Below are 24,669 nucleotides of genomic sequence, written 5' to 3' on the forward strand. Positions count from 1 at the left end.
CCCAGAAACAATACAAACAGCTGCAAGGTAAAATTCTGCTGTATAAATGTCCAGATGAAAAGGGATTTTCCGGAAGGTACCGCGCAAAGCATAAAAAAAGCCGGCGAGCGCCGGCCTTATGAACGGAAAAGCAAAACTACAGCAGGCGACGCGCCGCCTCGACCACGATTTTCACCGCGTGACTTTCCGTTTTCTTCATGGTTTCCGCGTTAGGGATCTCTTGCTGCGTACGGTTCACGATAACCCCGGCAACCATACCCGCGCGCAGACCCTGGCTGGAGCACATGGTCAGCAGCGTGGCGGATTCCATTTCATAGTTCATCACGCCCATTTCCTGCCACTCTTTCATTGAGCCTTTGAAGCGGCTAACTACGCGGCCGGACAGCGTATCGTAACGCTCTTGCCCTGGGTAGAAGGTATCGGAGGATGCGGTCACGCCGATATGAGTCGTTGCGCCCACGGCTTTTGCCGCCTCAACCAGCGCGGTCGTACACGCAAAGTCTGCCACAGCCGGGTATTCCATTGGCGCGAAGTGCAGGCTGGCACCATCCAGGCGAACGGATGCGGTGGTCACGAGAACGTCACCCACGTTAATGTTCGGCTGAATTGCCCCGGTCGTTCCGACGCGAAGGAAAGTACGGATGCCAAGCTGCGCCAGTTCTTCCACGGCAATAGAGGTGGATGGGCCGCCGATACCGGTAGAACAGATGATGACCGGCTTGCCGTCGAGCTCAGCACGCCAGGAAGTGAATTCACGGTGGGAAGCCAGCTTAACCGGCTTGTCCATCAGCGCGGCGATTTTTTCCACACGCTCAGGATCGCCCGGGACGATGGCAAGCGTAGCCCCTTGCAGGTCATTTTTAGTGAGGCCGAGATGGAAAACATCAGACTTGGACATAACAGACTCCTCTGTTGAGTAGGTTTCAGGAGAAGCAAAGCGACACTTTACAGAACCCCTGAGCATAATTTCGTGATGACGCTCACTTTGAATGAAACAAATTACATTATTTGTATCTTCATAGGTGATCACCATCACAATTAAGAGTCGATCGGGCTATTTTTTGAACTTTGACGGCGTTTTTTGCCCGCCAGATTTGCTACTAATCCTGGCTATAGTTATCACACTGCGCTAATGCTGGTTCGGAGAAAACCATGAAACAAAAGCAAACAACACATAACACACCGGGCGAAGGCTTCGCACCGGCGGCTTCACCCATCGCCCCCACTGCTTTGCTAACGCCGGACGACGCGATTCTTTCTGGGGAAACATCTATTCCAAGCCAGGGCGATAATATGCCGGCTTACCATGCCCGGCCCAAAAATGCCGATGGCCCGCTGCCGGTAGTTATCGTCATTCAGGAAATTTTTGGCGTACACGAACATATTCGCGATCTCTGCCGCCGGCTGGCACTTGAAGGCTATCTGGCTATCGCCCCTGAGCTTTATTTTCGCCAGGGTGAGCCGGGGGACTTCGCCGATATCCCCACGTTGTTAAGCGGCCTGGTCTCAAAAGTGCCGGACAATCAGGTACTGGGGGACCTTGACCATGTGGCCAGTTGGGCTTCCCGCAACGGCGGCGACGCGCATCGCCTGATGGTAACTGGTTTTTGCTGGGGCGGGCGAATTGCCTGGCTTTATGCGGCACACAATCCACAGCTCAAAGCGGCTGTCGCCTGGTACGGCAAGCTGACAGGTGAGAAAACGTTGAACTCTCACCACCATCCGGTAGATATCGCCGTCAATCTTAATGCGCCGGTGCTCGGACTATACGGTGGCCAGGATACGGGGATCTCTCAGGAAAGCGTTGAGACAATGCGTCAGGCATTAAGAGCGGCCAATGCCAATGCGGAAATCATTGTCTACCCGGAAGCCGGCCATGCTTTCAACGCGGATTACCGCCCAGGCTACCATGAAGAGTCGGCCAAAGATGGCTGGGAAAGGATGCTGGCGTGGTTCAAACGCTACGGGATGAGGAAGTAATAACTAAGGGGGCTGATATAGCCCCCTTGTGTTTAGCGTCAAGCGCTGCGCAGGTTCTGCGCCGCTTGCACCATGTTAGCCAGCGCCGCACGGGTTTCTGGCCAGCCACGGGTTTTAAGCCCACAGTCTGGATTAACCCATAGACGCTCTGCCGGGACGGACTCCGCCGCCTTCTTCAATAGCGCCTCAATCCATTCCACATCCGGAACGTTTGGAGAGTGAATGTCGTATACGCCTGGCCCGATTTCGTTCGGGTACTCAAACTCTTTAAACGCCTCCAGCAGATCCATATCGGACCGCGAAGTTTCGATGGTGATTACGTCCGCATCCAGCGCCGCGATTGAGTCCATGATGTCGTTGAACTCGCAGTAGCACATGTGGGTGTGGATTTGGGTGTCATCTCGCACCACGGCGGCGTTCAGGCGGAAGGCTTCGACGCCCCATTTCAGATAAGCCTGCCAGTCGGACTGGCGCAGCGGCAAACCTTCGCGCAGAGCGGGTTCATCAATCTGGATAATACCGATACCTGCGGCTTCCAGGTCAGCCACTTCATCGCGCAGGGCCAGCGCTATCTGCTTCGCGATAGTCTCGCGGGAAACATCTTCCCGCGGGAAGGACCAGCAAAGAATTGTGACCGGGCCGGTCAGCATGCCTTTAACCGGTTTGTCGGTCAGGGATTGCGCATATTTGGCCCACTCAACGGTGATCGGCTCTGGGCGGCTGATGTCGCCGATAACAATCGGTGGCTTAACGCAGCGTGAACCGTAGCTCTGTACCCAGCCGTTCTGAGTAAACACGAAGCCGTCCAGATGTTCGCCGAAATACTCCACCATGTCGTTACGCTCGGCTTCGCCGTGTACCAGCACGTCCAGGCCCAGACGTTCCTGCTCAACAATCGCCTGCTTGATATGCCCAGCAATACCGGTGCGATAGTTGCTGGCGTCCAGCTTGCCTTTTTTGAAGTCCAGGCGCAGGCCACGAATTTCTGTCGTTTGCGGGAAGGAACCGATGGTCGTCGTTGGCCAGGCTGGCAGGTTGAAGCGTTCACGCTGTGCCGCCGCACGGGCGGTATACGCATTCTGGCGCAGGCTGTCCTGAGCGGTAATTTTAGCCAGACGCTCGCTGACAGCGGCATTGTGCACACGCTTAGACTGACGACGAGCCTGGATAGGTGTGCTCCATTCAGCAATTTTTGCGGTATTCCCGCTGTTTAACGCCTCAGTCAACAGTGAAAGTTCGGCACATTTCTGCAGGGCAAAAGCAAACCAGCTTTTAACTTCGGCATCGAGGCGAGTTTCTACGCTCAGGTCAATGGGGCTGTGCAACAGAGAACAGGATGAAGCCACCCACAGCGCACGTTTACCCACCAGATCTTTTAACTGAGCATGTTTTGCGGTCAGATCGGCCCGCCAGACGTTACGCCCGTTGATGACGCCCGCGGACAGCAGCCAGTTTGCAGGCAACTTCTTATGGATGTCGTTCACGTCATCGTTGCCGTGCACGAAATCAACGTGCAGACCCTGCACCGACAGCTCGGTGATGGTGTCCAGGTTTGGCCCCACACCTTCGAAGTAGGTGGTAAGCAGCAGCTTCACCTGACCGGTCAGCGCATCGTAGGTAGGTTTAAAGGCCTCCAGCCAGGCTTTTGGCAGCTCCAGCACCAGTGCAGGCTCGTCGATTTGTACCCACTCAATGCCGCGCTTCGCAAGCTCAGCGAGCACCTGCTGGTATACCGGCAGAATATCTTTCAGCAGGCTCAGGCGGTCAAACTGCTCGCCTTTCACTTTGCCCAGCCACAGGTAAGTCACCGGGCCGAGCAGCACTGGTTTCACCTTATGGCCCAGCGCCAGCGCCTCATCGACCTCTTGCAAAAGCTGCGTCCAGGTCAGGCTGAACTGCTGTCCCTTGGTGAACTCCGGCACCATATAGTGATAGTTGGTGTTGAACCATTTGGTCATTTCCGCGGCCGCGGCGGGCTCACCGGTTGGTGCCCGGCCACGGCCGATGCGGAACAGCGTATCGATATCGACGCTGCCGTCTTTGTTCTGATGACGAGCCGGCACGTTACCGAGCAGCAGGCTGGTCGTCAGAACATGGTCGTACCAGGCGAAGTCGCCCACCGGCAGTAATTCAACGCCAGCTTGTTTTTGTTGGTCCCAGTGGCGGGCACGCAATTCGCGGCCAACCGCCAGTAATTCTTCGCGGGAGGTATTCCCTGCCCAGTAGCTTTCCTGTGCTTTTTTCAACTCGCGCTTAAGGCCGACGCGAGGGAACCCCAGGGTGTGATTATGGATTGTCATATTATCGCCTCTTTATTTTATAAGCTTAATCCAGATGGATTTCGGATTTAGGGAAGGCGGTAAGCTCGCTTATCACCGGGAGCTAACATAAGTAAGTGACCGGTGTAAGTGAGTAAAACCAACGCGCCATAAATTCGAAAGACGCTGGATTTAGACGTCCAGATGTTTACACTTCTATAATCAGCAGGTACTGTATAATCCTCAAGCGCAATTTGTTCATGCCGAAGTGAAGGACTTTCATGATCGAGATTAAACACCTGCGGACGCTGCAAGCGTTACGACACAGCGGTTCGCTGGCCGCCGCTGCTGCCGCCCTGCATCAGACTCAGTCGGCCCTCTCTCACCAGTTCAGCGATCTGGAACAGCGGCTCGGCTTCCGCCTGTTTATCCGTAAAAGTCAGCCACTTCGCTTCACGCCGCAGGGGGAGATCTTGCTGCAGCTGGCGGAACAAGTGTTGCCGCAGATTGGCCGCGCCCTGCAGGCCTGTAATGAGCCGCACCAGACCCGGCTGCGCATTGCGATTGAATGTCACAGCTGCATTCAGTGGCTAACGCCTGCGCTGGAGAACTTCCGCCAGCACTGGCCGCAGGTGGAAATGGACTTTAAATCCGGCGTAACGTTTGATCCTCAGCCTGCGCTGCAGCAGGGTGAGCTGGATATCGTACTGACTTCCGACATTCTGCCGCGCAGCGGGCTGCATTATTCACCGATGTTTGATTTTGAAGTGCGCCTGGTGATGGCGACCGACCACCCGCTGGCGAAGAAAGACAGTATTGAGCCTGACGATTTAACGCTTGAGACGCTGCTTATCTATCCGGTGCAGCGTGAACGTATGGATATCTGGCGCAATTTCCTGCAGCCTGCCGGGATCAGCCCGGCGTTGAAAAGCGTCGATAACACACTACTGCTGATTCAGATGGTGTCGGCGAGGATGGGGATTGCCGCACTGCCGCACTGGGTGGTGGAAAGCTTTGAGCACCAGGGCCTGATTGTCACCAGGACCCTGGGTGAAGGGTTATGGAGCCGCCTGTACGCCGCCGTTCGAGACGGCGAACAGCGCCAGCCGGTGACCGAAGCGTTTATTCGTTCGACGCGCCAGCATGCCTGCGACCATTTACCGTTTGTGAAGAACGCGGAGCGACCCACCGGCGATGTACCCACAGCGAGGCCATTATCACCGTTCCCCCAATGATAAAACTCGGCCAGTGAGGCTGCTCTTGCCAGATGGCAAGATTCACCAGCAGCCCGGCCGGGACATGCACGTTGTTCATGATCCCGAGCGTGCCGGCGTCCACCTGAGTTGCGCCGTAGTTCCACATAAAATAACCCAGCCCGGAAGCTACCACGCCAAGCCAGACCAAAATCCCCCACTGTAACGTCGTTGTGGGGAGTTTTTGCGGGTTGCCGAGCGCAAACCAGGCCACAATGGCAACAATAAACGCGCCAAGATAGAACCACGAAAACGCGCAGTGCTGCGGCATCGGATGTGTTTCCATCAGGCGCTTGTAGCCCACCATGCCGATGGCAAAGCAGATATTCGCCCCCTGCACCAGCAGCAGGCCGATCCAGAAATGATCGCTCACTTTGTCGTAGCGAATAATCGCCGCGCCAATCACCGCCAGCCCCGCACTTAGCGCATAACCCCAGCGCAGTTTATTACCACTCAGCAAATCGTAGATAAGCGTGACGTACAGCGGCGTCATTACCGTGAAAAGCAGGAATTCAGATACCGTGAGATAAAGATAAGCGCGGAAGCTGAAGAGGTACATTACGCCCAGCTGTAGCGCCCCCACCAGCATGTACAGCAGCAGAGTTTTAAGCTGGTAGCCCTTGAAACGCAGAAATGGCAGAAACACCAGGGCTGCCAGGCCGACGCGCATCAGCACCGAGAAATAGCTGTCCACATGCCCGGCAAGATATTCGCCGATCAGGCTAAAAGAGAAGGCCCACAGAATCGTGGTAATGATGAGTAATGGCACAATGAGCAATCCGCAACGAACAAGATTGCGCCATTGTACTGGGAGGAGGCTACATCGGCTTAACTATTTAGTTGACGAGTGGTCACTAATAAACCACTCATCAGTTGCCGATCATTCAGCCTTGAGGAACAACCTGCGCAAATAGTGCGGCACGGCGTTGTCGGCGTTGGTGCCAATCACTTCCAGCTCCGGCAGCAGATCCTTCAGGCGCTGATGAGCGTTGCCCATGATACAGCCCTTGCCCGCCATGCTCAGCATTTCTGCGTCATTCATGCCGTCGCCGAAGGCAATGCAATCCTTCAGGCTGTAACCCATCGCTTTCGAGACTGCTTCCAGCGCGTGCCCTTTGGAAACGCCGCCCGCCATCACTTCCAGACAGGTGAGCGTCGAGAAACTGACATTCACGCGGTCGCCCCAGCGGGCGTTGATCGCCTGCTCCAGCGGCAGCAGCGTATCGTGATCGTCGCAGGTGAAGAACACTTTGCTGACGCCGTCGGCTTCCAGCAGGCCCGGTTCAAACAGGGTGTAGCTGAATTTGGCTTCCTGGAAATATTTCATCTCTTCCGGACGGTGACGGTTCATAAACCACTCGTCACCTTTGTAGACGTTGGTCACGATGTCCGGGTTGTTATGCACCACGCCAAACAGATCCTGGGCGATGTCGTGGTCGAGATCGTGAGAGAAGAACAGATTACCCTCAGTGTCATGCACGCGAGCGCCGTTCGAGGTGATCATGTACGCCTTGATCTCAAGATTGTCGCGAATTTGCGCCACATCGATATGGTGTCGGCCGGTGGCAAAAATAAAGTTAACGCCTTCAGCGGTGAGCAGTTTTAACGTTTCTTTCGCGTAAGCGGAGAGGAAATGATCGGGAGACAGCAAAGTGCCATCTAAATCTGAAGCAACGACGTGGTACATAGAGATCCTCTGAAGAGATATATTCAATTAGTTATGCCGGTCGAAAAACTCAAGCACGGCAGACAAGGCTCTGGCTCGCATAGCGTCCTTCTCAAACAGGATCTCGTGATACGCGCCTTCAATGACGTAAGGTGTTTCCCCCTCACAAGGGTGGCCCGCCGCGGCCATAATTTCGCAGAATTGCTGGTGCGCGCGGTTATCTACCACTCGCTCCTCTTCTGCCTGGAGTAAAAAGATCGGCGTGGTGATGGCAGTGGCTCCTGCTAACACCTTTTCTCCGGCGAGGATCCCTTCTCGAACCCAATGGAAGGTTGGCCCGCCTACCCGTAATGCTGGCTCATCAGCATAAAAACGCAGGCTGCGGCGGTACCGCTCTTCGCTGTGGGTCAGGACGTTAACGCTAAACGGCAGCGCGCGCCAGCGGCCCGTCCCGATGGCGTATCCTTCCCGAATACGTGGATGCCCTTCGGCCCAGTCAAGAATATGGCGCACCATCCATTCCGGCCAGCGCAGCGTAATACCAAACATCGGAGCGCAGAGCGCGACTGCATCAAAGGCGTCCGGGGCTTGCTGTAACCATAACGCGGCAATGGCGCCGCCCATTGAGTGGGCCAACAGATAGCGTTTACGCCAGTGCCCTGACGCCACTTCCTGTTGGTAAAAACGGTCAAAATCTTCGACATAATCACTAAAGTTGACGACGTGGCCACGGTGGGTGTCTGACAGCATGCGCCCTGAACGCCCCTGCCCCCGGTGGTCGATGATCAAAACATCAAAGCCGCAGTGGAACAGGTCATAGGCTAGCTCAGCGTATTTCACGTAGCTTTCAATTCTGCCAGGGCAGACAACAATCACGCGATCGTGCTGCGCCGAACAAAAGCGAACGTAGCGAACCGACACGTCATCCACGCCGGTAAATTCGCGCTCTTCCCGCTTGCGCCAAAAGTCCGTCAGTGGACCCGTGGCAAAAGCAGCAAATGCGCCTTCCCGTTCTAACCATCCATTTTTATGCTGAGACATAGGGGTCGGCATCAGGTATCTATGGTTTTTTTATGGCCCGTGGCACGCTTATCAACAATAGCGTATTGTGGCATAAAAGCGCGCGTTCAGGGAGTTTCGCATGACCTTCGAGTGGTGGTTTACCTATCTGCTAACCACAATAATTCTTAGCCTTTCCCCCGGCTCCGGTGCCATCAATACCATGACCACCGCCATTAGCCACGGCTATCGCGGTGCGGCAGCGTCAATTACCGGGCTGCAAACCGGGCTGGCGCTGCATATTGTGCTAGTCGGCGTTGGGCTTGGGGCCTTGTTTTCACGCTCGCTGCTGGCCTTTGAAGTGCTGAAGTGGGCGGGGGTTGCCTATCTTATTTGGCTGGGGATCCAGCAATGGAGAGCCGCAGGCGCACTGGATTTAAACACCCTTGCCACGGCGCAGCCGCGCAGCAAACTGTTTAAACGAGCAGTGTTTGTTAACCTGACAAACCCGAAAAGCATCGTGTTTCTGGCCGCCCTCTTCCCACAGTTTATCGCCCCACATCAGCCCCAGGCGATGCAGTACGTCGTGCTCGGTGTGACAACGGTAGTCGTCGATATCATCGTGATGATTGGCTACGCGACCCTGGCCAAACGGATTGCCGCCTGGATTAAGGGGCCGCACCAGATGAAAGCCTTGAACCGGGTCTTTGGCTCGCTGTTTATGCTGGTTGGCGCGCTGCTTGCCGGCGCGCGCCAGGCCTGATTATCGGGAGATGATCAGGTGAATACCAAATCCGGTGAACAGAGCGCCCGCCATACCGTCGATCCATTTGGCGAGGCGCTGATAGCCGCGGCGCATTTTTGGTAATGCGAACAGGCTCGCCACAATAGTGAACCAGGCGAAGGTTTCAATCGCGATCAGCACAAACAGGCCCCAGCGCTCAGCGCTGCCAACGTTGTCGCCAACAAACAGCGAGAACACGCTGCCGAAGTAGATAATCGCTTTCGGGTTAGCCAGGTTCGTCAGCAGCCCTTTCACAAAGCTCTTCCCGCCGCTCGCCAGCTCGACTTTCGGGGCTTCTTCGCCTGTAGTTTCTTTCTTGAATGCGCCGCGCAGCATCTGATAGCCCATCCAGCAAAGATACAGCCCGCCGCCGACCATGATGATGTTATGCAGCCAGGCCATTTTTTCGAGGATCAGGTGCAGGCCAAGTAGCGCCACGCCCGCCCAAACCATAACGCCAGCGGTAATGCCCAGCACGCCCATCATCGCCTCTTTGCGAGAGCGGCTTACGGCTGTCTGGGAAACAAAGAAAAAGTCAGGACCCGGGCTCATCAGGGCAACGATGTGCACCAGCGCCACGGTCAGAAATAGCATTAACATAGGGAATAGCTCGCGTGCAGATAATTCGAAGAGTCATTATCCTGCCACTTTTCCTCGCGGCAGGCTACTCTTCATCCACGCCGTCAACGTGGTCGCGAATCAGCGTCATAAACGGGCGGCCAAAGCGCTCAAGTTTACGCGTCCCCACCCCGTTAATACCCAGCATCTCGCCTGGCGACAGCGGCATCTGCTCAGCCATTTCAATCAGCGTTGCATCGTTAAACACCACATACGGCGGGATGTTTTCTTCATCCGCAATGGATTTGCGCAGCTTTCTGAGTTTGGCGAACAGCTTGCGATCGTAATTACCGCCAAAGACTTTCTGGCTGGCGCGCGGCTTAATAGCCACGACTCGCGGCACCGCCAGCATCAGCGGCTCCTCACCACGCAGGTAAGGACGTGCTGCTTCCGTCAGCTGCAGCGCGGAGTGAGCGGCGATATTTTGCGTCACCACGCCGAGGTGGATGAGCTGGCGAATCACGCTGACCCAGTGTTCCGTCGTGTGTTCGCGGCCTTCACCGTAAATCTTCAGTTTGTCGTGGCCAAGATCGCGAATTCGCTGGTTGTTGGCGCCGCGCAGGACTTCGACTACGTAGCCCATCCCAAAGCGCTGGCCGACGCGGTAAATGCAGGACAGCGCTTTTTGCGCGTCCATCAGACCGTCATAGCGACGAGGCGGATCGAGGCAGATATCGCAGTTGCCGCAAGACTGCTGGCGACCTTCGCCGAAGTAGTTCAGCAGCACGAGGCGGCGACAGGTTTGCGCTTCGGCAAAGGCGCCCATGGCGTTGAGCTTGTGGCGCTCAATGTCCTGCAGCTGTCCCGGGGCTTTTTCTTCAAGACATTTACGCAGCCAGGCCATATCCGCCGGATCGTAAAACAGCATCGCTTCCGCAGGCAGGCCATCACGCCCGGCACGGCCGGTTTCCTGATAGTAAGATTCGATATTACGGGGGATATCGAAGTGGGCGACAAAACGTACGTTCGGCTTGTTGATGCCCATGCCGAAAGCGACGGTCGCGACCACGATTTGCAGATCGTCACGCTGGAATTTTTCCTGCACTTCGCCGCGTACCTGATGCTCCAGTCCCGCGTGATAGGCGCCGGCGCTGATGCCTTTGCTTTGCAGTCGGGCGGCGATGTCTTCCACTTTTGCCCGGCTATTGCAGTAAATAATCCCGGACTTGCCGCGCTGCTCCTGAATATAGCGAGTGAGCTGATCGAGCGGTTTAAACTTCTCCATCAGCATGTAGCGGATATTCGGTCGGTCAAAACTGCTGATCTGGATGAACGGCTCGTGGAGCCCCAGCAGGCGCACAATATCAAGCCTGGTAGTGTCGTCAGCCGTGGCCGTCAGCGCAACAAACGGCACCGCAGGCAGCCGCTCGCGAAGCTGCCCGAGCGCGGCATATTCCGGGCGGAAATCGTGCCCCCACTGCGAAATACAGTGTGCTTCGTCCACCGCCACCATCGAAAGCTGCCAGTTACTGAGATGGTCGATGAAGTTGTCCATCATCAGGCGCTCAGGCGCGATATACAGCAGGCGAATTTGCCCGGTGCGACAGCCGGTCATCACTTCCAGCTGTTGTTCGCGAGTTTGGGTGGAGTTAAGACAGGCCGCCGCCACGCCGTTCGCCAGCAGCTGATCAACCTGGTCTTTCATCAGGGAAATCAGCGGGGAAACCACCACGGTCAGGCCGCCAAACACCAGCGCGGGGATTTGATAGCACAGGGATTTACCGCCCCCGGTCGGCATCACCACCAGGCAGTCACGCCCCTCCAGCACCGTATCGATGATGGTTTCCTGGCCCGGACGAAACTGTTGATACCCGAAGGTATCCTGCAGAACCTGTCTCGCCAGCGACGCCTGATTGATTACTTCCGCCTGTGCCACGCTATCCCCACTACCTAAAATTCAGGCGCCATTTTCAGCGCCTGGAAGAGAAACTGCAATGCTTTAGAAAAGATCGTTTAGCATAACGCCTACGCCAACCCGTGTCTGGTTAAAGTTGTAATCGATGAGCGATTCGCCGTAGCCGCTGTAGACCTGGGTATAGAAACGCACGTTTTTCGAGATCGGGTAGCTCACGCCAAATTCTGCCCCGCCGTAGCCGCTGTTCCAGTTGTATTGTCCCTTCACGCTGAAAATCGCCTCACCCAGCGCATAGCCAACCTTAAGCTGGTAGTAGCCCATGTATTTGGTGATGTCCGGGTTGTCCTCAACGCTGCCCACCACATACCAGGGTTTCACTTCAACCTGCCAGTCACCGTTTTGTGCCATCAGCCGGGTGTAAAGGCGGTTCCGGCCGCGAGAGGTCGGGTCAGAACGACCGTTTGAGTCGTGGTTATAGCCAAACTCTACGTCTCGCAATGTCCAGCCCGCAAAGGTTGCATCCGTTGCAAAACCGAGGAATAACTGAGGCTCGTAGTTGGTTTCACGAAACGGTGAAGATTCATTGCGGTTAGAAAGCTGCCACCAGGATTTCTGGGTATAGGAGGCCGCCAGCACGGAGTTATCGCCCAGAATACCGCGCCACAGCGGGAAGGCCAGGCTTAGCTGGAACTTCACCTCGTCTTTACGCGCGTTGCTGGCCCAGTCGTAGGAGCTTATCGCCTCTTTATTCATATCGCTGGTCCAGGTGTATAGCAGGTAATTCGTGTCGTACGGGTACAGCGTGAAGGGATTGTCGTGTTCCTGCAGCAGATTAGCAATGATACTGCCGCGCACCGCGGGCTTGTCGTGGATTTTATCAATGGTGGTTTCTTGTGCGAAGGCAGTCAAAGGTAGCATCGCGGCTACTCCCCACCCCAGAGGTTTCAGCATTAGTCCCGTTCTCCATAACAAAAAGTGTCTAAATATTTATCGCCAAACATTTTACAGCAGGATGCCCCAAAGCACGCCCCTGCGGTTCCGAAAGTGGAAAGCAACAATTGAGAAGCATAAACTAAACACCTTGTTAACTTATTCACTTTTTGTTCGAGGAATGAACGATGTCTTCCCCTGTACTCACCACAGAAGCCGCCCTCAAGCTGGTGGGCGAAATCTTCGTGTATCACATGCCTTTCAACCGTGCGCTTGGCCTGGAGCTGGAGCGCTACGAAAAAGCGTTCGCCCAACTGAGCTTTAATAATCAACCGATGATGGTGGGCAACTGGGCGCAAAGTATTTTGCACGGCGGCGTTATCGCCTCCGCGCTTGACGTGGCGGCAGGCCTGGTCTGCGTAGGCAGCACGCTGACGCGCCATGACACCATCACCGAAGACGAGCTTCGCCAGCGCCTGTCAAAAATGGGCACCATCGATTTGCGCGTAGATTATCTGCGTCCGGGCCGCGGAGAGCGCTTCACGGCCAGCAGCAGCCTGCTACGCGCCGGTAATAAAGTGGCGGTGGCACGCGTAGAACTTCATAACCAGGACCAGCTGCACATTGCCAGCGCAACGGCTACCTACATGGTAGGGTAAGGATGTAAACCCTGTTATTATTTGCTCACTATTTTTTTGCTGAGTTTTCTTCATGGATCCGAAACAGACACGTCAGGGGATCTTACTTGCCCTGACGGCCTACTTTATCTGGGGTATCGCGCCGGTATATTTCAAACTGATTCACTACGTACCGGCGACAGAGATCCTGACCCACCGCGTTATCTGGTCATTCTTCTTTATGCTGGCGCTGATCACCGTCTGCCGCCAATGGCCGCAGGTGAAACGCTCCTGCCAGAACCGTAAAAAGATCCTCGCGCTGGCGTTAAGCGCCGTGCTCATTGGCGGTAACTGGCTGCTTTATATCTGGGCGGTGAATAATCATCACATGCTGGAAGCCAGCCTGGGCTACTTCATTAACCCGTTAGTGAACGTGCTGCTGGGGATGCTCTTTTTGGGGGAACGCTTCCGGCGGATGCAGTGGTTCGCTGTGCTGCTGGCCTTCTGTGGCGTGCTGGTTCAGCTCTGGACTTTCGGCTCGCTGCCGATCATCGGCCTGGGCCTGGCCTTCAGCTTTGCTTTCTATGGCCTGATCCGTAAAAAGATTGCCGTAGATGCACAAACCGGGATGCTGTTCGAAACGCTGTGGCTACTGCCGATCGCGGGTATTTATCTGTTTGGCATCGCCGACAGCGCCACCAGCCATATGGGGATGAACCCCTGGACGCTGAACCTGATGCTTATTGCCGCCGGGGTGATCACCACGGTGCCATTGCTTTGCTTCACAGCGGCCGCTACCCGCTTGCGCCTTTCAACGCTGGGCTTCTTCCAGTATCTGGGGCCAACGCTGATGTTCCTGCTGGCAGTGACGTTTTACGACGAAGTGGTCACCCAAGATAAGTTGATTACTTTTGGCTTTATCTGGGCGGCGCTGGGGCTGTTTATCGCCGATGCGATTTATACTCAGCGGCGCGCGCGAGTAACATCGCTGAAATAGACGTGAAAAAGGAGCCCTTAGGCTCCTTTTTCTTACAACCAGTTTTTACGCTTAAAGTAGAGATAGGGCGCCAGGCCGGCGAGCATCATAAAGATAATCGCGCCGGGGTAGCCAAAACTCCACTTCAGCTCAGGCATAAACTCGAAGTTCATCCCGTAGCTGGATGCCACCAGCGTCGGCGGCAGGAAGACAACCGAGACCACCGAGAAGATCTTGATGATACGGTTCTGTTCGATGTTGATAAAGCCCATCGCCGCCTGCATCAGGAAGTTCACCTTCTGGAACAAAGATTCGTTGTGCGGCAGCAGGGATTCGATGTCTCGCAGGATTTCGCGGGCCTGTTCCAGCTGGCTGCCAGGTAAACGGGCTTTACGCACCAGGAAGTTCAGCGCTCGCTGGGTATCCATCAGGCACAGGCGAACCTTCCAGCCGATATCCTCCAGCTCCGCCAACGTTGAAAGCGCAGCATCGTATTCATCGCCCTGATGCCCTTCCATAATAACGCGGCTTAGCTGCTCCAGGTCGCTATAAATATTTTCGATTTCATCCGCCAGCTGTTCGATTTTGGTTTCAAACAGGTCCAGCAGCAGCTCCCATGCGTTGCCGTCCGCCATCGACTGATTACGGGCGCGCATGCGGTAAAGACGAAACGCAGGCAGCTCACGTTCACGCAGCGTGTACAAACGGCCTTCACGAATGGTAAATGCAACCGTGCTGTTACCGGCGTGGTCATCTGCATCTTCAAAGAAGAAAAAGGAGTGGATGTGAAGCCCGTCTTCGTCCTCAAAAAAACGCGCGGACGCTTCGATGTCTTCCAGCTCTGGTCGGGTTGCCAGGCTTTGCCCAAGTTCCGTTTGCACACGCTCTCGCTCGCTCTCTTCGGGCTCAACGAGATCGACCCATACCGAATTGGCAAGGGTATCCGTCTCGTCCAGCTCAATGCGGGCAAGGCGATTATTTTCCAGTTGAAATGCGCTCAGCATGACCGGGACTCCCAATGCAAAAAAAGATCAGGGACAATTCGGTTGGCACACAAACAGAAACAACTGAGGTTTCAGACCATTAAACAGTCTGACTCAAGGGGCGACGGAATGAAAATACACGAGGTCGCTGACAACCACGAAGGCTATCAGCATCAGAGGATAGCCTTAGAAGTTGTACCTGGATGACAGGTTATTGAGCCAGCATCTACTGGGTGTGTCCAAGGCGAGTGTCCTCTTAGCGTATTCGTGCGCGCATGTTACGCCACCACTAATATGGCGTCAACACGCAACGGGACACGGCTGAACAAGTTCATGCCAGTGACATATTAAGGGTAGCCCACCCGTGAAAAATTGTAATTAATTTCTGTGACTTACACTGTTTCCAGACGCGCATAAGCGGCGACTAACCACTTTATTCCCTGCCCCTGAAACGCCACCTGCAGGCGGCTGTGCTCCCCGCTGCCTTCCAGATTCACGATGGTTCCTTCGCCGAACTTAGGATGACGTACGCGCTGCCCCAGGCTGAAGCCAGAATCGTTCTGTGCGATAGGTGTGCCCATACGCTGATGGCTGACCGGCCGGCTAATACTTGCGCGCAGGCGAACCTCTTCCACGCAGTTTTCTGGCAGCTCACCGATAAAGCGTGACGGGCGATGATAGGCTTCTTTGCCATACAGGCGGCGCGTTTCCGCATAGGTCAGCGTCAACTTTTGCATCGCCCGGGTCACCCCCACGTATGCCAGACGGCGCTCTTCTTCCAGGCGCCCGCCTTCGTCGAGAGACATCTGGCTTGGGAACATGCCTTCTTCCATCCCCACGATAAACACCTGCGGGAACTCCAGGCCTTTTGCCGAGTGCAGCGTCATCAGCTGCACCGCATCCTGCCAGGTATCTGCCTGCCCTTCACCTGCTTCCAGCGCCGCATGCGAGAGAAACGCCTGCAGCGGCATCAAATCTTCGTCTTCGTCGTTGTAGCTGAACTGCCGCGTGGCCGTCACCAGTTCTTCTAAGTTTTCAATGCGGGTCTGGCCTTTCTCGCCTTTTTCCTGCTCATACATCATGAACAGCCCGGAATCTTTAATCACCCGATCGGTCTGGACGTGCAGCGGCATATCCGCCGTTTCATGGGCGAGGGCGTCAATCAACTCCATAAAGCGCTGAAGGGCCGACGCCGCACGACCGGCCAGCGCTTTTTCCTGCAGCAGCAGGCGGCAAGATTGCCACAGCGTTAGCTGCTGGTCGCGCGCGGTCTGGCGTACAACGTCGAGCGTGCGATCGCCTATCCCGCGGGTTGGCGTATTCACCACGCGTTCAAAGGCCGCATCATCATTGCGGTTGGCTATCAGGCGCAAATAGGAGAGTGCATCTTTGATTTCCTGGCGTTCGAAGAAGCGCATACCGCCGTAAATACGGTACGGCATACTGCCCTGCAGCAGCGCCTCTTCGAGCACGCGCGACTGGGCGTTGCTGCGATACAGAATGGCGCATTGTTCCAGCGCGCCGCCGTTTTCCTGCCAGGTTTTAATACGATTGACCACGAAACGGGCTTCGTCCAGCTCGTTGAAGGCGCAGTAAATCGAGATTGGTTCGCCGTCGCTGCCGTCGGTCCACAGCTCTTTGCCGAGGCGGCCAGAGTTATTGGCGATCAGGGCGTTGGCCGCATTCAGAATGTTGTTCGTCGAGCGGTAGTTTTGCTCCAGGCGTATAGTTTGCGCCCCCGGGAAGTCGTTCAGGAAGCGCTGAATATTTTCCACCTGAGCCCCGCGCCAGCCGTAGATCGACTGGTCATCATCGCCCACGATCATCACTTTGCCGGTATCACCGGCCAGCAGGCGGATCCACGCATACTGAATGCTGTTGGTGTCCTGGAATTCGTCCACCAGGATGTTGGTGAAGCGTTCGCGGTAATGGTTCAGGATATGCGGCTTGTTCAGCCACAGTTCGTGGGCGCGCAGCAGAAGCTCGGCGAAGTCAACCAGCCCGGCGCGATCGCACGCCTCCTGATAGGCCTGGTATACCTTCTGCCAGGTTTGCTCCACCGGGTTACCGTAGCTTTCAACGTGATGCGGGCGCAGGCCTTCGTCTTTTTTGCCGTTGATGTACCACATCGCCTGGCGAGGCGGCCACTGCTTCTCGTCCAGGTTCATCGCTTTAATCAGGCGTTTCAGCAGGCGAAGCTGATCTTCGCTGTCGAGAATTTGAAAGTCCTGCGGCAGGTTGGCGTCCATATGGTGCGCACGCAACAGGCGGTGAGCCAGGCCGTGGAAGGTGCCAACCCACATGCCGCCCTGGCTGGTGCCCATCAGTTGACCAATACGGTGGCGCATTTCCGCCGCCGCTTTATTGGTAAAGGTCACCGCCATGATGGAGTATGGAGAGCAGTTTTCGACCGTCATCAACCACGCAATGCGATGCACAAGCACGCGAGTCTTACCACTGCCCGCCCCGGCCAGCACCAGCATATTGCTGCGCGTGGCGGCAACCGCTTCGCGCTGTTTGTCGTTGAGGCTGTCGAGCAGGTAAGAAACGTCCATTGGCACCGCCGAAAAAGAGAAAGAGTTGGCCCGGCCAACTACTGGTGATTTGTACAGAGTTACTGTTGATTATATCAGCGCGAGTAGGGATGCCAACCGCGAAATCTCCAGATGCGGCAATAAACGGCTGTCATCTATCCGCATCAGGTCGCCTTCACGCAGGTTAATCCAACAGGCCTGCATCCCGCAGCGCACTGCACCGGCCACGTCAGTGGTCAGGTCATCGCCTACATGCAGGATTTGCTCCAGCGGCACACCTAAACGTTGCGCAGCGGTATGATACATATCGCTGAAGGGTTTAGCGCGCCCGTCCGGCCCGGCTCGCAGAATGAATTCGAAGTAGTTATCCAGCCCGAACAGGTGCGGCTCTGCGTTACCGTTGGTGATCGCCACCAGCGGCCATTTTTCAGCAAGCTTTGCCAGCGTGTCGTGCGTTTCCTGCGGGATATCGATACGGCTGCGCCATTTTGCGAAGTTTTCCATGGCCGCACTGGCACCGGTAAAGGCCTCTTCCGGGCTCAGGCCCGCATCCATCATTATCTGCTCCACGGCGCGACGACGCCATTCGGTGACGTCATGATAGATGTCCGGTTCTTTCACCCGCAGCGCCTCACGGCTGCGGTGAAAATCCAGAGCGGTAAACGCGTTGAGCTTCGGATGATAGTTCTGCACAAAAGCCAGAGACTCCTGAGTGGTGCGCAGAATAACCGGATGGTTGTCATAAAGCGTATCGTCGAGATCGAACGTCAGAGCAGCAATTTGCCCGAGCGGGCGGTAAAAATGCATTACGATTTCCCCCGTTTGGCGCGTGGATGCGCGGCATCATACACCGAGGCTAAATGTTGAAAGTCGAGGTGGGTATAGATTTGCGTAGTAGAGAGGTTGGCGTGCCCCAGCAATTCCTGAACCGCGCGTAAATCGCCGCTGGACTCCAGCATGTGCGTGGCAAAAGAGTGGCGCAGTTTATGAGGATGTACATGGCTGCTTAGCCCTTGTTTGATCCCCCATTCTCCAAACCGCTTTTGCACATTGCGGGCAGAGATTCGCTTTCCCGTCTTCGCCAGGAACAACGCATCGTCGTCCGGGCCAAAAAGCTCGCGCAAATCCAGCCAGTGCTCAACCCAGGTTACCGCACTCCGGCCAACCGGTACGCGGCGCTCTTTGCTGCCTTTTCCCATCACCCAGACCTCTCCGGTCGAAAGATCGATGTGGCCACAGTTCATGTTCACCAGCTCGGAAAGACGCAGGCCAGCGCCGTACATGACTTCGAGCATCGCGCGATCGCGCACCGCCAGCGGATCGTTCAGATCGATATCCAGCAGGTGGTTTACATCATCAACTTCGATATTTTTGGGCAGGTGGCGGCCCGCTTTTGGCGTAGTAATACCTTTGGCCGGGTTCGCTTTTAGCTCTCCCTGACTGACCATCCAGTCGAAAAAGCTGCGCAAGGCCGAAAGTCTTAGCGCCAGGCTGGAAGCCTGCAGGCCAGCCCTGCGGCTGCGCACGGCCAATGAACGCACGGCCGCGGCATCGCATTGCTGCCAGCCGCTGAGCTTCATCTCTTCGGCAATGTGGATAATCGCCGTGAGCTGGCGCTGGTAGTTCAGGAGAGTAAGCGGGCTGAGCTGGCGCTCAACCTTCAGGTATCGCAGAAAGCCATCAACGTAAGATGTTAATGCGGAAGTGGTCATGCCCGTTCAACCCAGCGCTCCAGCAAGTCAGGCAGCATCAGCGCCAGCTCGTGCAACAACTGAGTCCCCTGCCCCTGTTGGTAATGTTGCGGGTCGCGGCTGCTGAACAGCAGGACTCCGAGATCGCCATCGCTGCCCATCAGCGACAGGGCAACGGAACCAATGGCTTTTGCCTGCGGCAAGACCAATAAAAGCTCCGGGCCATTAAGCGGGCCAAGATAGTGCTGGCTTTCGCCAAGACGCTGAATACGCAGCGGCTCGAAGGCCTGGCGGTTCAGCGCAAGATGAGTAAAGTCCGAGGGCGCGCCAATGCGCCAGCGGTCAGCAAACAGCCGGACATTCGCCCCGGCGAGGCCAATGTCCCTCGCCCAGCGATGCAGCCGGTTCAACATTTCCTGCAGGCTGGAAGCCGAAGCCAGGCGCCCCTGAAGCTTCAACAACCGATAGAACAGGCCTTCGTTAGCGCTCGCCTGCTCCATCAGCAGCGTCATGTTCTCTTCAAGGTGGTTAATGTGGTTACGGCTGCGGGCCATATGCCACTCCACCAGCGAAACGCTGCCACGCACTGGATGAGGAACCTGCATGCTCTCCACCTGGTGGGCATTGCGAATAAAGAAATCGGGATTGCGCTGTAAATACTCGGCAACCGCGACATCGTTAAGCTCAAGAAGGGCTTCTTGCTGTTCCTCGGCATTCTTCATAGATGTATAAATCCATCATAGACGTGGGCCGCCGGGCCGGTCATGTAAAGCGGTGATCCCGGCCCTTTCCAGGCGATATCAAGACGGCCGCCAGGCAGTTCAACACGTACCTGCTCCGCCAGTAATCCTTGCTGAATACCAACCGCTACTGCGCCACAGGCGCCACTGCCGCAGGCCTGGGTTTCCCCCGCGCCGCGTTCGTACACACGCAGCCGGATGTGTTCGCGGCTGACAACCTGCATAAAGCCGATATTGGCACGTTCAGGGAAGCGTTCATGGCTTTCCATCACCGGCCCAAGGGTTTCCACTGCCGCGGTTTCGATGTCATCAACCTGGATGACACAATGCGGGTTACCCATGGAAACCACGCCGCACATAATGGTTTGTTCGGCGGCACGCATAATATAGGTCTTTTCTGCTTTGTTTGCCCGGAACGGCACCTGGGAAGGTTCAAAGTTGGGTTCGCCCATATTGACGCGCACCATCTCATCTTCCGTGACGCTCAGTACCATTCTGCCATTGGCAGTGCTGACGCGGATCTCACGCTTGTTGGTCAGCCCTTTCAGGCGTACAAAGCGGGCAAAACAGCGTGCGCCGTTACCACACTGGGAAACTTCGCTGCCGTCGGCGTTAAAGATCCGGTAATGGAAGTCGAGATCGGGATCGTACGGCGGCTCGACGATCAACAGCTGATCGAAGCCTACGCCGAGATGACGATCCGCGAGCCGACGGATCAGCTCCGGAGAGAAATAAACATTCTGCGTCACCGCGTCGACGACCATAAAGTCATTACCAAGGCCATGCATTTTAGAGAACTGCATCTTCTGCTCCATTTGCGCGGTTACAAAGCACGATTTAGCTAGTAAACAACCTGAGTCGGCGCATCATCAATGCCACGACTGTTACGGGCAGGCGCCGTCTGGACGGGTTGTTCAGGGGTTGCGCTATGCGTTGTTGGCGTCGCCTTTTTATCGGCCGGTGGGAAATAAAGAGGCCCCTTCAGGCCGCAGCCGGTGAGGCTAACAAGCGTCAGTGCCAAAGCGAGAGGGCAGAAAATCTTCTTCATTATCGGGTAGCCTGTGATTCACTATTCTGCCGTCTATCATCGCAGGTGAACCCTGAAAAGCAATACTCTTCGTCACCCAGGCCGTTGAAAATCGCCTTACCGCAAACCGGGCAAGAAAATAATCCCTGGTTTACGCTATTTAGGGGGCATTCATTCAGAAATTTCCGGGTTCCGCCCCATAAGTATTCCTCTCTGACGCGGGTTGTCTTTTATAAGGTGACGCAGATGAAACGGATTGGCATTACGGGTCTTGAACGTGAAGCAATGCAGAATTTAATTGAGAGGGCCGCTCCCGGCAGATTTTCTACGCAGTTGGTGAGCGACATCGATGCAGCTAACTACGTGAAGCGCGGCGAGCTTCATTACACGATTGGCGCATTTCAGTCGGGTATCGGCACCGCGCTCGCCGTTGCGGTAGCCGTGCTGGGCCCGGAAAAATGCTGCACGGTCGCACGCCCAGGCTGGCCGGCCAAAGAGGAACAAATCGCCCGCTGGGTGCGGGACGGAAAAGTCGCTTTCGGCATCGCCATTGAAAACGCCTCGGATGCTGTTCCTCTGCTGGTACACTACCTTGATGATGCCTGAAGCGTAGTTCCTAATTCACGGCGATGCTCTTATACTGCCCTGAAATCTCAACAGGAAGCAGACATGAACGACAGCGAATTTCACCTTTTAGCCGATAACCTGTGGCGCACGATTGAAGAGCGCCTGGATGACTGGGACGGCGATAGCGATATTGATTGTGAGATAAACGGTGGCGTACTGACCATCAGCTTTGAAAATGGCAGTAAAATCATCATCAATCGCCAGGAGCCTTTACATCAGGTGTGGCTCGCTACCAAAAGCGGCGGTTACCATTTCAACCTGAAAGGTGAAGAATGGATTTGTGACCGTAGCGGCGCAGAATTTTGGCAGTTACTGGAAGAAGCCAGCACACAGCAGGCGGGTGAAGCGGTTAGCTTCCGCTGATTACGGCTGGTACTGCTGCAGCAGCGGCGCTGAGTTATCGTCCTGATTAACCGGCGCGGCTGTTGTGATTGACTGAGTGCGGAACGGAATAACCTGCATCCGCCCATCCGTTTTCACAATCTGATAGAACTGCGGCAGGTTGAAGTTAATGAAGCTTGAGCCGTAGGTAAAGCGATCGTGTGACGAGGAGTAGAAGCGGCTGACGTCGCGCACCAGCTCCTCTTTGCTGCCTTCACAGTGATGATAAACTTCCGCTCGGTTGCTTTCGTCCAGGATATAGATGTTGAAACCCTGATCCTCACTGGCCTCTTCAAAGAAGAACTGAATAATCCCCTCACTGGCAAAGCCATCCACCACCGCAGGCAACTGAACCTGGTTAGTGCCAACCTGTACCGACAAGCCATGCAGCTTGTTGTGTGAGATAGCGCCATAAAACTCAACGGCGTTTTCCAGTTTTTGTACCGAGACATTCAGACGCTCGAAGAACAGGCCCCAGGTCTGCCCGGAGACGCGCAGCGCTTTAAAGCGGCCCGGTTCCTGGCGCGTGCTCGAAAGACGGAATTCGATGCATTCAGACACAAGCTGCTGCACGCGAGTACGGATCAGACCGCGCAGATGCTGGCTGTAGCAGAACACTTCAACGCTATCCGGCGGGGCGGCATCCTGGTGCATTTTCCCGAGAATGGTTTTTAATGCCTCAATCATCGCCTGCTCGCCGTTAAAGTGCAGGGTACGCACTTCGTTCCAGGAGTTGCGGTACAGTAGATCAACGCTGCCAATCAGGCACTGCTGCTGCTCGCCGAAGCTGAACACATCCAGTTTGCGGAAATCAAAATGCACAACCTGATTGCGGAAGGCGGCCGTCGGGTCATATTCAAGATTGACGATAATCGCCAGATGGCGAATCTCGCATGGGCTATACAGCGCTTTCGGCGTCGGAGCCGGGAGGCGCAGCGGGAAGTGATGGGATACATCCGCCACCATCTCCTGCAACTTAGGTAAATCACAAATACCGTTGCCCTTAATAAACAGGCGGGTACGCGAGGTGAGCAGGCCGTTAAAGTAGGCCCATGCCACCAGCTTATTAAGATAACGGTTATATTCCAGCGGTTGATGGCTGACGATGGAGTCCATGTTCGGCGCGCGGTTGTAGAGATACCAGCCAGAGCGGTTAGCCCGGCCAAGCGGCACATGGATGAAGGTCAGGTTCGGCTCGGAGAGATCCGGGGAAATTTGCGGGTTTACCAGCGTAACTTTACCCGGCAGCGCCTCAAACGCAGCGTACAATTTACGCGTTAATACGCCGATATCCTGCGGACTGGCGGAAACGCTAAGGTTGTTGCGGCGCGCAAAGCGGATCAGGTTGCGGTAGCTTTGCATCATCGCGTCGAGCAGCTCGTTGTGCGCTTCGCGTACCTGGTCGATTTTCCAGTTCGCGCGGTTGTCCAGCATCGCCAGACGCGCTTCGTCCCAGCCCCAGCTTTTCACCAGTTGGCTTAAGACTTCACGACGCCAGCCAACACAGGCACGCTCCCGCGAAAGTTTTTCACACACTTTCAGATAGAAACAGCGACGAACCAGGTCCAGACGTGCATGGTCTTCGATCTGCGTCAGGTACTCGGTGACGCGTTCCAGCATCATGCAGTAAGGATCGAGGCCAAAGGAGACAATTTCACCGTCGTGCAGGCGCTGTTTAATGTCTTTTGCCAGCAGGCGCGTGTTCGGGTATTCCCAGGAATACGCCTCCAGCAGCAGCGTTTTCAGCACGGCTTTATACGGCGAGTCGATGCTTTTATACAGCTGCCACAGACTGGCACCAAAGTACTCTTCAGCAGACAGCGAGCTTAGACCGCCAAGATCGAGCCACTCGTTTGGGGTCAGCACGCCCTGAGCGTAAAGAGTCATCACGTAATCGTCGTAATGCTCTTCTTCATCGCCCGGCACCATGTTCCACAGGATGCGTTTCCCGGCCAGACGTACCGCCGTGCGGTAAAATTCGTCCAGCAGCAGGATGTGCTGAGTAGAACCGCAGTCTTCGCCGCCCAGGCTACCGCTTTCGTTGTGGCGGAAACGGTTTTCATCAATCAGGAAGAAACTCACCTCAACGCCAAGAGAGGCCGCCCAGCTTTCCAGCAGGCTGCATTTGCGCTGCAGCAATTGGCGCTCGTCGTTATCGAGCCAGGACTGGTGGCAAACCCAGATATCAAGGTCAGAAGAGCAGCTCTGCCCCACGGAGGAGGTGCTGCCCATAGAATAGAGGCCGGTGATCGGCAGTTCGCCCGCTGGCGTCTCCTGAGGCGGCATTCCGCGCTGCAGTTCGAGTTCATCCAGGTAGTGGCGTTGGGTTTCATCAGGCGTGTAGAGGCAAATGCCACGGGGAACGTTACCGTCAAGGTAACCCGGCATCAGCGGGTGATGATAATGTAATAACGTTGGCAGTAGACTGTAGACCTGTTGGAAGGCAGGCCCCATAGCAGCAAGCGCACGATCTACGCGCAGTTGGTTGATGGCATCCAGTCTCTGTTTAAGTGTCTCAATATAGAGGTACAAGACATATCGCCTGATGGTTTCAGTATTACGAAAAAACCCGTTTCCTGGTTGTTGTCCCCATTATTATAAACGATTGGGACAGCAATTGCTGGAAACGTGATCAATTTAACACCTTGCCTGTTGACCGTAAAGAAAGATGCGCTACCAAAGTGGTAGACGCCCTGGTGGCACAGGCTGTTTCTTCCATAATACGAATCACGTCCCTCTGTTGCCGCAAA

Annotated in this window: 23 protein-coding genes and 1 pseudogene; 7 read left to right on the forward strand and 17 right to left on the reverse strand. The window is 55.6% G+C overall.

Going from position 1 to position 24,669, the window contains the following annotated elements; genetic code table 11:
* Nucleotides 1–136: 136 nt before the first annotated feature.
* Nucleotides 137–898 carry a uridine phosphorylase gene (locus VW41_17750; GenBank protein ID AJZ90736.1) on the reverse strand — a complete coding sequence of 254 codons (762 nt, stop codon included), beginning with the start codon at nt 896–898 and terminating at the stop codon, nt 137–139.
* Nucleotides 899–1,152: 254 nt separating this feature from the next.
* Between VW41_17750 and VW41_17755 the strand changes: the two genes are divergently transcribed.
* On the forward strand, nt 1,153–1,980 hold the full coding sequence (locus VW41_17755) for a carboxymethylenebutenolidase (protein AJZ90737.1): 828 nt from the start codon (nt 1,153–1,155) through the stop codon (nt 1,978–1,980).
* Nucleotides 1,981–2,018: 38 nt separating this feature from the next.
* On the opposite strand, the gene VW41_17760 is transcribed toward VW41_17755, so the two are convergent.
* Complete coding sequence (locus tag VW41_17760) at nt 2,019–4,280, reverse strand: 5-methyltetrahydropteroyltriglutamate--homocysteine methyltransferase (protein ID AJZ90738.1); 2,262 nt, start codon at nt 4,278–4,280, stop codon at nt 2,019–2,021.
* A gap of 215 nt (nt 4,281–4,495) precedes the next feature.
* Nucleotides 4,496–4,813: pseudogene (locus VW41_17765) on the reverse strand (hypothetical protein).
* A 63-nt stretch (nt 4,814–4,876) separates the two neighbouring features.
* On the opposite strand from VW41_17765, the gene VW41_17770 reads away from it, so the two are divergent.
* Nucleotides 4,877–5,473: a hypothetical protein gene (locus VW41_17770; GenBank protein ID AJZ90739.1), complete on the forward strand. Its 597-nt coding sequence runs from the start codon at nt 4,877–4,879 to the stop codon at nt 5,471–5,473.
* On the opposite strand, the gene VW41_17775 is transcribed toward VW41_17770, so the two are convergent.
* The 3 genes from VW41_17775 to VW41_17785 all read right to left on the reverse strand — a co-directional run bounded on the left by VW41_17775 (nt 5,361) and on the right by VW41_17785 (nt 8,198).
* Nucleotides 5,361–6,260 (reverse strand): membrane protein, encoded by a 900-nt coding sequence (locus tag VW41_17775; protein AJZ90740.1) that lies wholly within the window; start codon nt 6,258–6,260, stop codon nt 5,361–5,363. The genes VW41_17770 and VW41_17775 overlap by 113 nt on opposite strands.
* A 111-nt stretch (nt 6,261–6,371) precedes the next feature.
* Nucleotides 6,372–7,178, reverse strand: a complete 807-nt coding sequence (locus VW41_17780; protein ID AJZ90741.1) for a hydrolase — start codon at nt 7,176–7,178, stop codon at nt 6,372–6,374.
* 27 nt (nt 7,179–7,205) lie between these two features.
* Nucleotides 7,206–8,198, reverse strand: coding sequence for a lysophospholipase L2 (locus VW41_17785; GenBank protein AJZ90742.1), 993 nt, complete (start codon nt 8,196–8,198; stop codon nt 7,206–7,208).
* Between the two features lie 100 nt (nt 8,199–8,298).
* Here VW41_17785 and rhtB point away from each other — a divergent pair, with 100 nt between their 5' ends.
* Nucleotides 8,299–8,919, forward strand: coding sequence for a homoserine transporter (rhtB, locus tag VW41_17790; GenBank protein AJZ90743.1), 621 nt, complete (start codon nt 8,299–8,301; stop codon nt 8,917–8,919).
* Here the strand turns inward: rhtB and VW41_17795 are convergent, their stop codons facing one another.
* From VW41_17795 to VW41_17805, 3 genes are all read right to left on the reverse strand, one after another.
* The gene (locus VW41_17795; GenBank protein AJZ90744.1) at nt 8,920–9,540 is read right to left on the reverse strand and encodes a threonine transporter; all 621 of its coding nucleotides are present in this window, start codon (nt 9,538–9,540) and stop codon (nt 8,920–8,922) included.
* 64 nt (nt 9,541–9,604) lie between these two features.
* On the reverse strand, nt 9,605–11,434 hold the full coding sequence (locus VW41_17800; GenBank protein ID AJZ90745.1) for an ATP-dependent DNA helicase RecQ: 1,830 nt from the start codon (nt 11,432–11,434) through the stop codon (nt 9,605–9,607).
* A gap of 63 nt (nt 11,435–11,497) precedes the next feature.
* Nucleotides 11,498–12,364 (reverse strand): phospholipase A, encoded by an 867-nt coding sequence (locus VW41_17805; protein ID AJZ90746.1) that lies wholly within the window; start codon nt 12,362–12,364, stop codon nt 11,498–11,500.
* Nucleotides 12,365–12,531: 167 nt separating this feature from the next.
* On the opposite strand from VW41_17805, the gene VW41_17810 reads away from it, so the two are divergent.
* A complete protein-coding gene (locus tag VW41_17810; GenBank protein ID AJZ90747.1) occupies nt 12,532–13,002 on the forward strand; it encodes a hypothetical protein in 471 nt (156 codons plus the stop codon).
* A 52-nt stretch (nt 13,003–13,054) separates the two neighbouring features.
* Nucleotides 13,055–13,957: a chloramphenical resistance permease RarD gene (locus tag VW41_17815; GenBank protein AJZ90748.1), complete on the forward strand. Its 903-nt coding sequence runs from the start codon at nt 13,055–13,057 to the stop codon at nt 13,955–13,957.
* 32 nt (nt 13,958–13,989) lie between these two features.
* On the opposite strand, the gene VW41_17820 is transcribed toward VW41_17815, so the two are convergent.
* From VW41_17820 to VW41_17850, 7 genes are all read right to left on the reverse strand, one after another.
* Entirely contained in the window at nt 13,990–14,940 is a 951-nt protein-coding gene (locus VW41_17820; GenBank protein AJZ90749.1) for a magnesium transporter CorA, read from the reverse strand.
* A gap of 371 nt (nt 14,941–15,311) precedes the next feature.
* Nucleotides 15,312–17,474 (reverse strand): DNA-dependent helicase II, encoded by a 2,163-nt coding sequence (gene uvrD, locus VW41_17825; GenBank protein ID AJZ90750.1) that lies wholly within the window; start codon nt 17,472–17,474, stop codon nt 15,312–15,314.
* Nucleotides 17,475–17,543: 69 nt separating this feature from the next.
* The gene (locus VW41_17830; GenBank protein AJZ90751.1) at nt 17,544–18,260 is read right to left on the reverse strand and encodes a flavin mononucleotide phosphatase; all 717 of its coding nucleotides are present in this window, start codon (nt 18,258–18,260) and stop codon (nt 17,544–17,546) included.
* Nucleotides 18,260–19,165 carry a site-specific tyrosine recombinase XerC gene (gene xerC, locus VW41_17835; GenBank protein AJZ90752.1) on the reverse strand — a complete coding sequence of 302 codons (906 nt, stop codon included), beginning with the start codon at nt 19,163–19,165 and terminating at the stop codon, nt 18,260–18,262. Before xerC ends, VW41_17830 begins: the two co-directional genes overlap by 1 nt.
* A complete protein-coding gene (locus tag VW41_17840) occupies nt 19,162–19,866 on the reverse strand; it encodes a hypothetical protein (GenBank protein ID AJZ90753.1) in 705 nt (234 codons plus the stop codon). Before VW41_17840 ends, xerC begins: the two co-directional genes overlap by 4 nt.
* Nucleotides 19,863–20,687, reverse strand: coding sequence for a diaminopimelate epimerase (gene dapF, locus VW41_17845; GenBank protein AJZ90754.1), 825 nt, complete (start codon nt 20,685–20,687; stop codon nt 19,863–19,865). The genes VW41_17840 and dapF overlap by 4 nt, the downstream gene beginning before the upstream one ends.
* 38 nt (nt 20,688–20,725) lie before the next feature.
* Complete coding sequence (locus tag VW41_17850; protein AJZ90755.1) at nt 20,726–20,932, reverse strand: membrane protein; 207 nt, start codon at nt 20,930–20,932, stop codon at nt 20,726–20,728.
* A 225-nt stretch (nt 20,933–21,157) separates the two neighbouring features.
* On the opposite strand from VW41_17850, the gene VW41_17855 reads away from it, so the two are divergent.
* On the forward strand, nt 21,158–21,517 hold the full coding sequence (locus tag VW41_17855) for a membrane protein (GenBank protein ID AJZ90756.1): 360 nt from the start codon (nt 21,158–21,160) through the stop codon (nt 21,515–21,517).
* A gap of 63 nt (nt 21,518–21,580) precedes the next feature.
* Nucleotides 21,581–21,901, forward strand: coding sequence for a frataxin-like protein (gene cyaY, locus VW41_17860; GenBank protein ID AJZ90757.1), 321 nt, complete (start codon nt 21,581–21,583; stop codon nt 21,899–21,901).
* Here cyaY and cyaA read toward each other — a convergent pair whose 3' ends face one another.
* A complete protein-coding gene (gene cyaA / locus VW41_17865; protein AJZ90758.1) occupies nt 21,902–24,451 on the reverse strand; it encodes an adenylate cyclase in 2,550 nt (849 codons plus the stop codon).
* Nucleotides 24,452–24,669: the final 218 nt, after the last annotated feature.

The sequence above is a fragment of the Klebsiella michiganensis genome (assembly GCA_000963575.1).
Classification (GTDB): domain Bacteria; phylum Pseudomonadota; class Gammaproteobacteria; order Enterobacterales; family Enterobacteriaceae; genus Cedecea; species Cedecea michiganensis_A.

What these genes read in the sequence shown, in the direction of transcription:
- VW41_17815 (AJZ90748.1), top strand. Translation starts at nt 13,055, where the DNA reads ATGGATCCGAAACAGACACGTCAGGGGATCTTACTTGCCCTGACGGCC.
- VW41_17785 (AJZ90742.1), bottom strand. Translation starts at nt 8,198, where the DNA reads ATGTCTCAGCATAAAAATGGATGGTTAGAACGGGAAGGCGCATTTGCT.
- VW41_17755 (AJZ90737.1), top strand. Translation starts at nt 1,153, where the DNA reads ATGAAACAAAAGCAAACAACACATAACACACCGGGCGAAGGCTTCGCA.
- VW41_17770 (AJZ90739.1), top strand. Translation starts at nt 4,877, where the DNA reads ATGGACTTTAAATCCGGCGTAACGTTTGATCCTCAGCCTGCGCTGCAG.
- VW41_17760 (AJZ90738.1), bottom strand. Translation starts at nt 4,280, where the DNA reads ATGACAATCCATAATCACACCCTGGGGTTCCCTCGCGTCGGCCTTAAG.
- dapF (AJZ90754.1), bottom strand. Translation starts at nt 20,687, where the DNA reads ATGCAGTTCTCTAAAATGCATGGCCTTGGTAATGACTTTATGGTCGTC.
- xerC (AJZ90752.1), bottom strand. Translation starts at nt 19,165, where the DNA reads ATGACCACTTCCGCATTAACATCTTACGTTGATGGCTTTCTGCGATAC.
- cyaY (AJZ90757.1), top strand. Translation starts at nt 21,581, where the DNA reads ATGAACGACAGCGAATTTCACCTTTTAGCCGATAACCTGTGGCGCACG.
- VW41_17840 (AJZ90753.1), bottom strand. Translation starts at nt 19,866, where the DNA reads ATGAAGAATGCCGAGGAACAGCAAGAAGCCCTTCTTGAGCTTAACGAT.
- rhtB (AJZ90743.1), top strand. Translation starts at nt 8,299, where the DNA reads ATGACCTTCGAGTGGTGGTTTACCTATCTGCTAACCACAATAATTCTT.
- VW41_17855 (AJZ90756.1), top strand. Translation starts at nt 21,158, where the DNA reads ATGAAACGGATTGGCATTACGGGTCTTGAACGTGAAGCAATGCAGAAT.
- VW41_17830 (AJZ90751.1), bottom strand. Translation starts at nt 18,260, where the DNA reads ATGCATTTTTACCGCCCGCTCGGGCAAATTGCTGCTCTGACGTTCGAT.
- VW41_17750 (AJZ90736.1), bottom strand. Translation starts at nt 898, where the DNA reads ATGTCCAAGTCTGATGTTTTCCATCTCGGCCTCACTAAAAATGACCTG.
- VW41_17820 (AJZ90749.1), bottom strand. Translation starts at nt 14,940, where the DNA reads ATGCTGAGCGCATTTCAACTGGAAAATAATCGCCTTGCCCGCATTGAG.
- VW41_17805 (AJZ90746.1), bottom strand. Translation starts at nt 12,364, where the DNA reads ATGCTGAAACCTCTGGGGTGGGGAGTAGCCGCGATGCTACCTTTGACT.
- uvrD (AJZ90750.1), bottom strand. Translation starts at nt 17,474, where the DNA reads ATGGACGTTTCTTACCTGCTCGACAGCCTCAACGACAAACAGCGCGAA.
- VW41_17795 (AJZ90744.1), bottom strand. Translation starts at nt 9,540, where the DNA reads ATGTTAATGCTATTTCTGACCGTGGCGCTGGTGCACATCGTTGCCCTG.
- VW41_17810 (AJZ90747.1), top strand. Translation starts at nt 12,532, where the DNA reads ATGTCTTCCCCTGTACTCACCACAGAAGCCGCCCTCAAGCTGGTGGGC.
- VW41_17780 (AJZ90741.1), bottom strand. Translation starts at nt 7,178, where the DNA reads ATGTACCACGTCGTTGCTTCAGATTTAGATGGCACTTTGCTGTCTCCC.
- VW41_17850 (AJZ90755.1), bottom strand. Translation starts at nt 20,932, where the DNA reads ATGAAGAAGATTTTCTGCCCTCTCGCTTTGGCACTGACGCTTGTTAGC.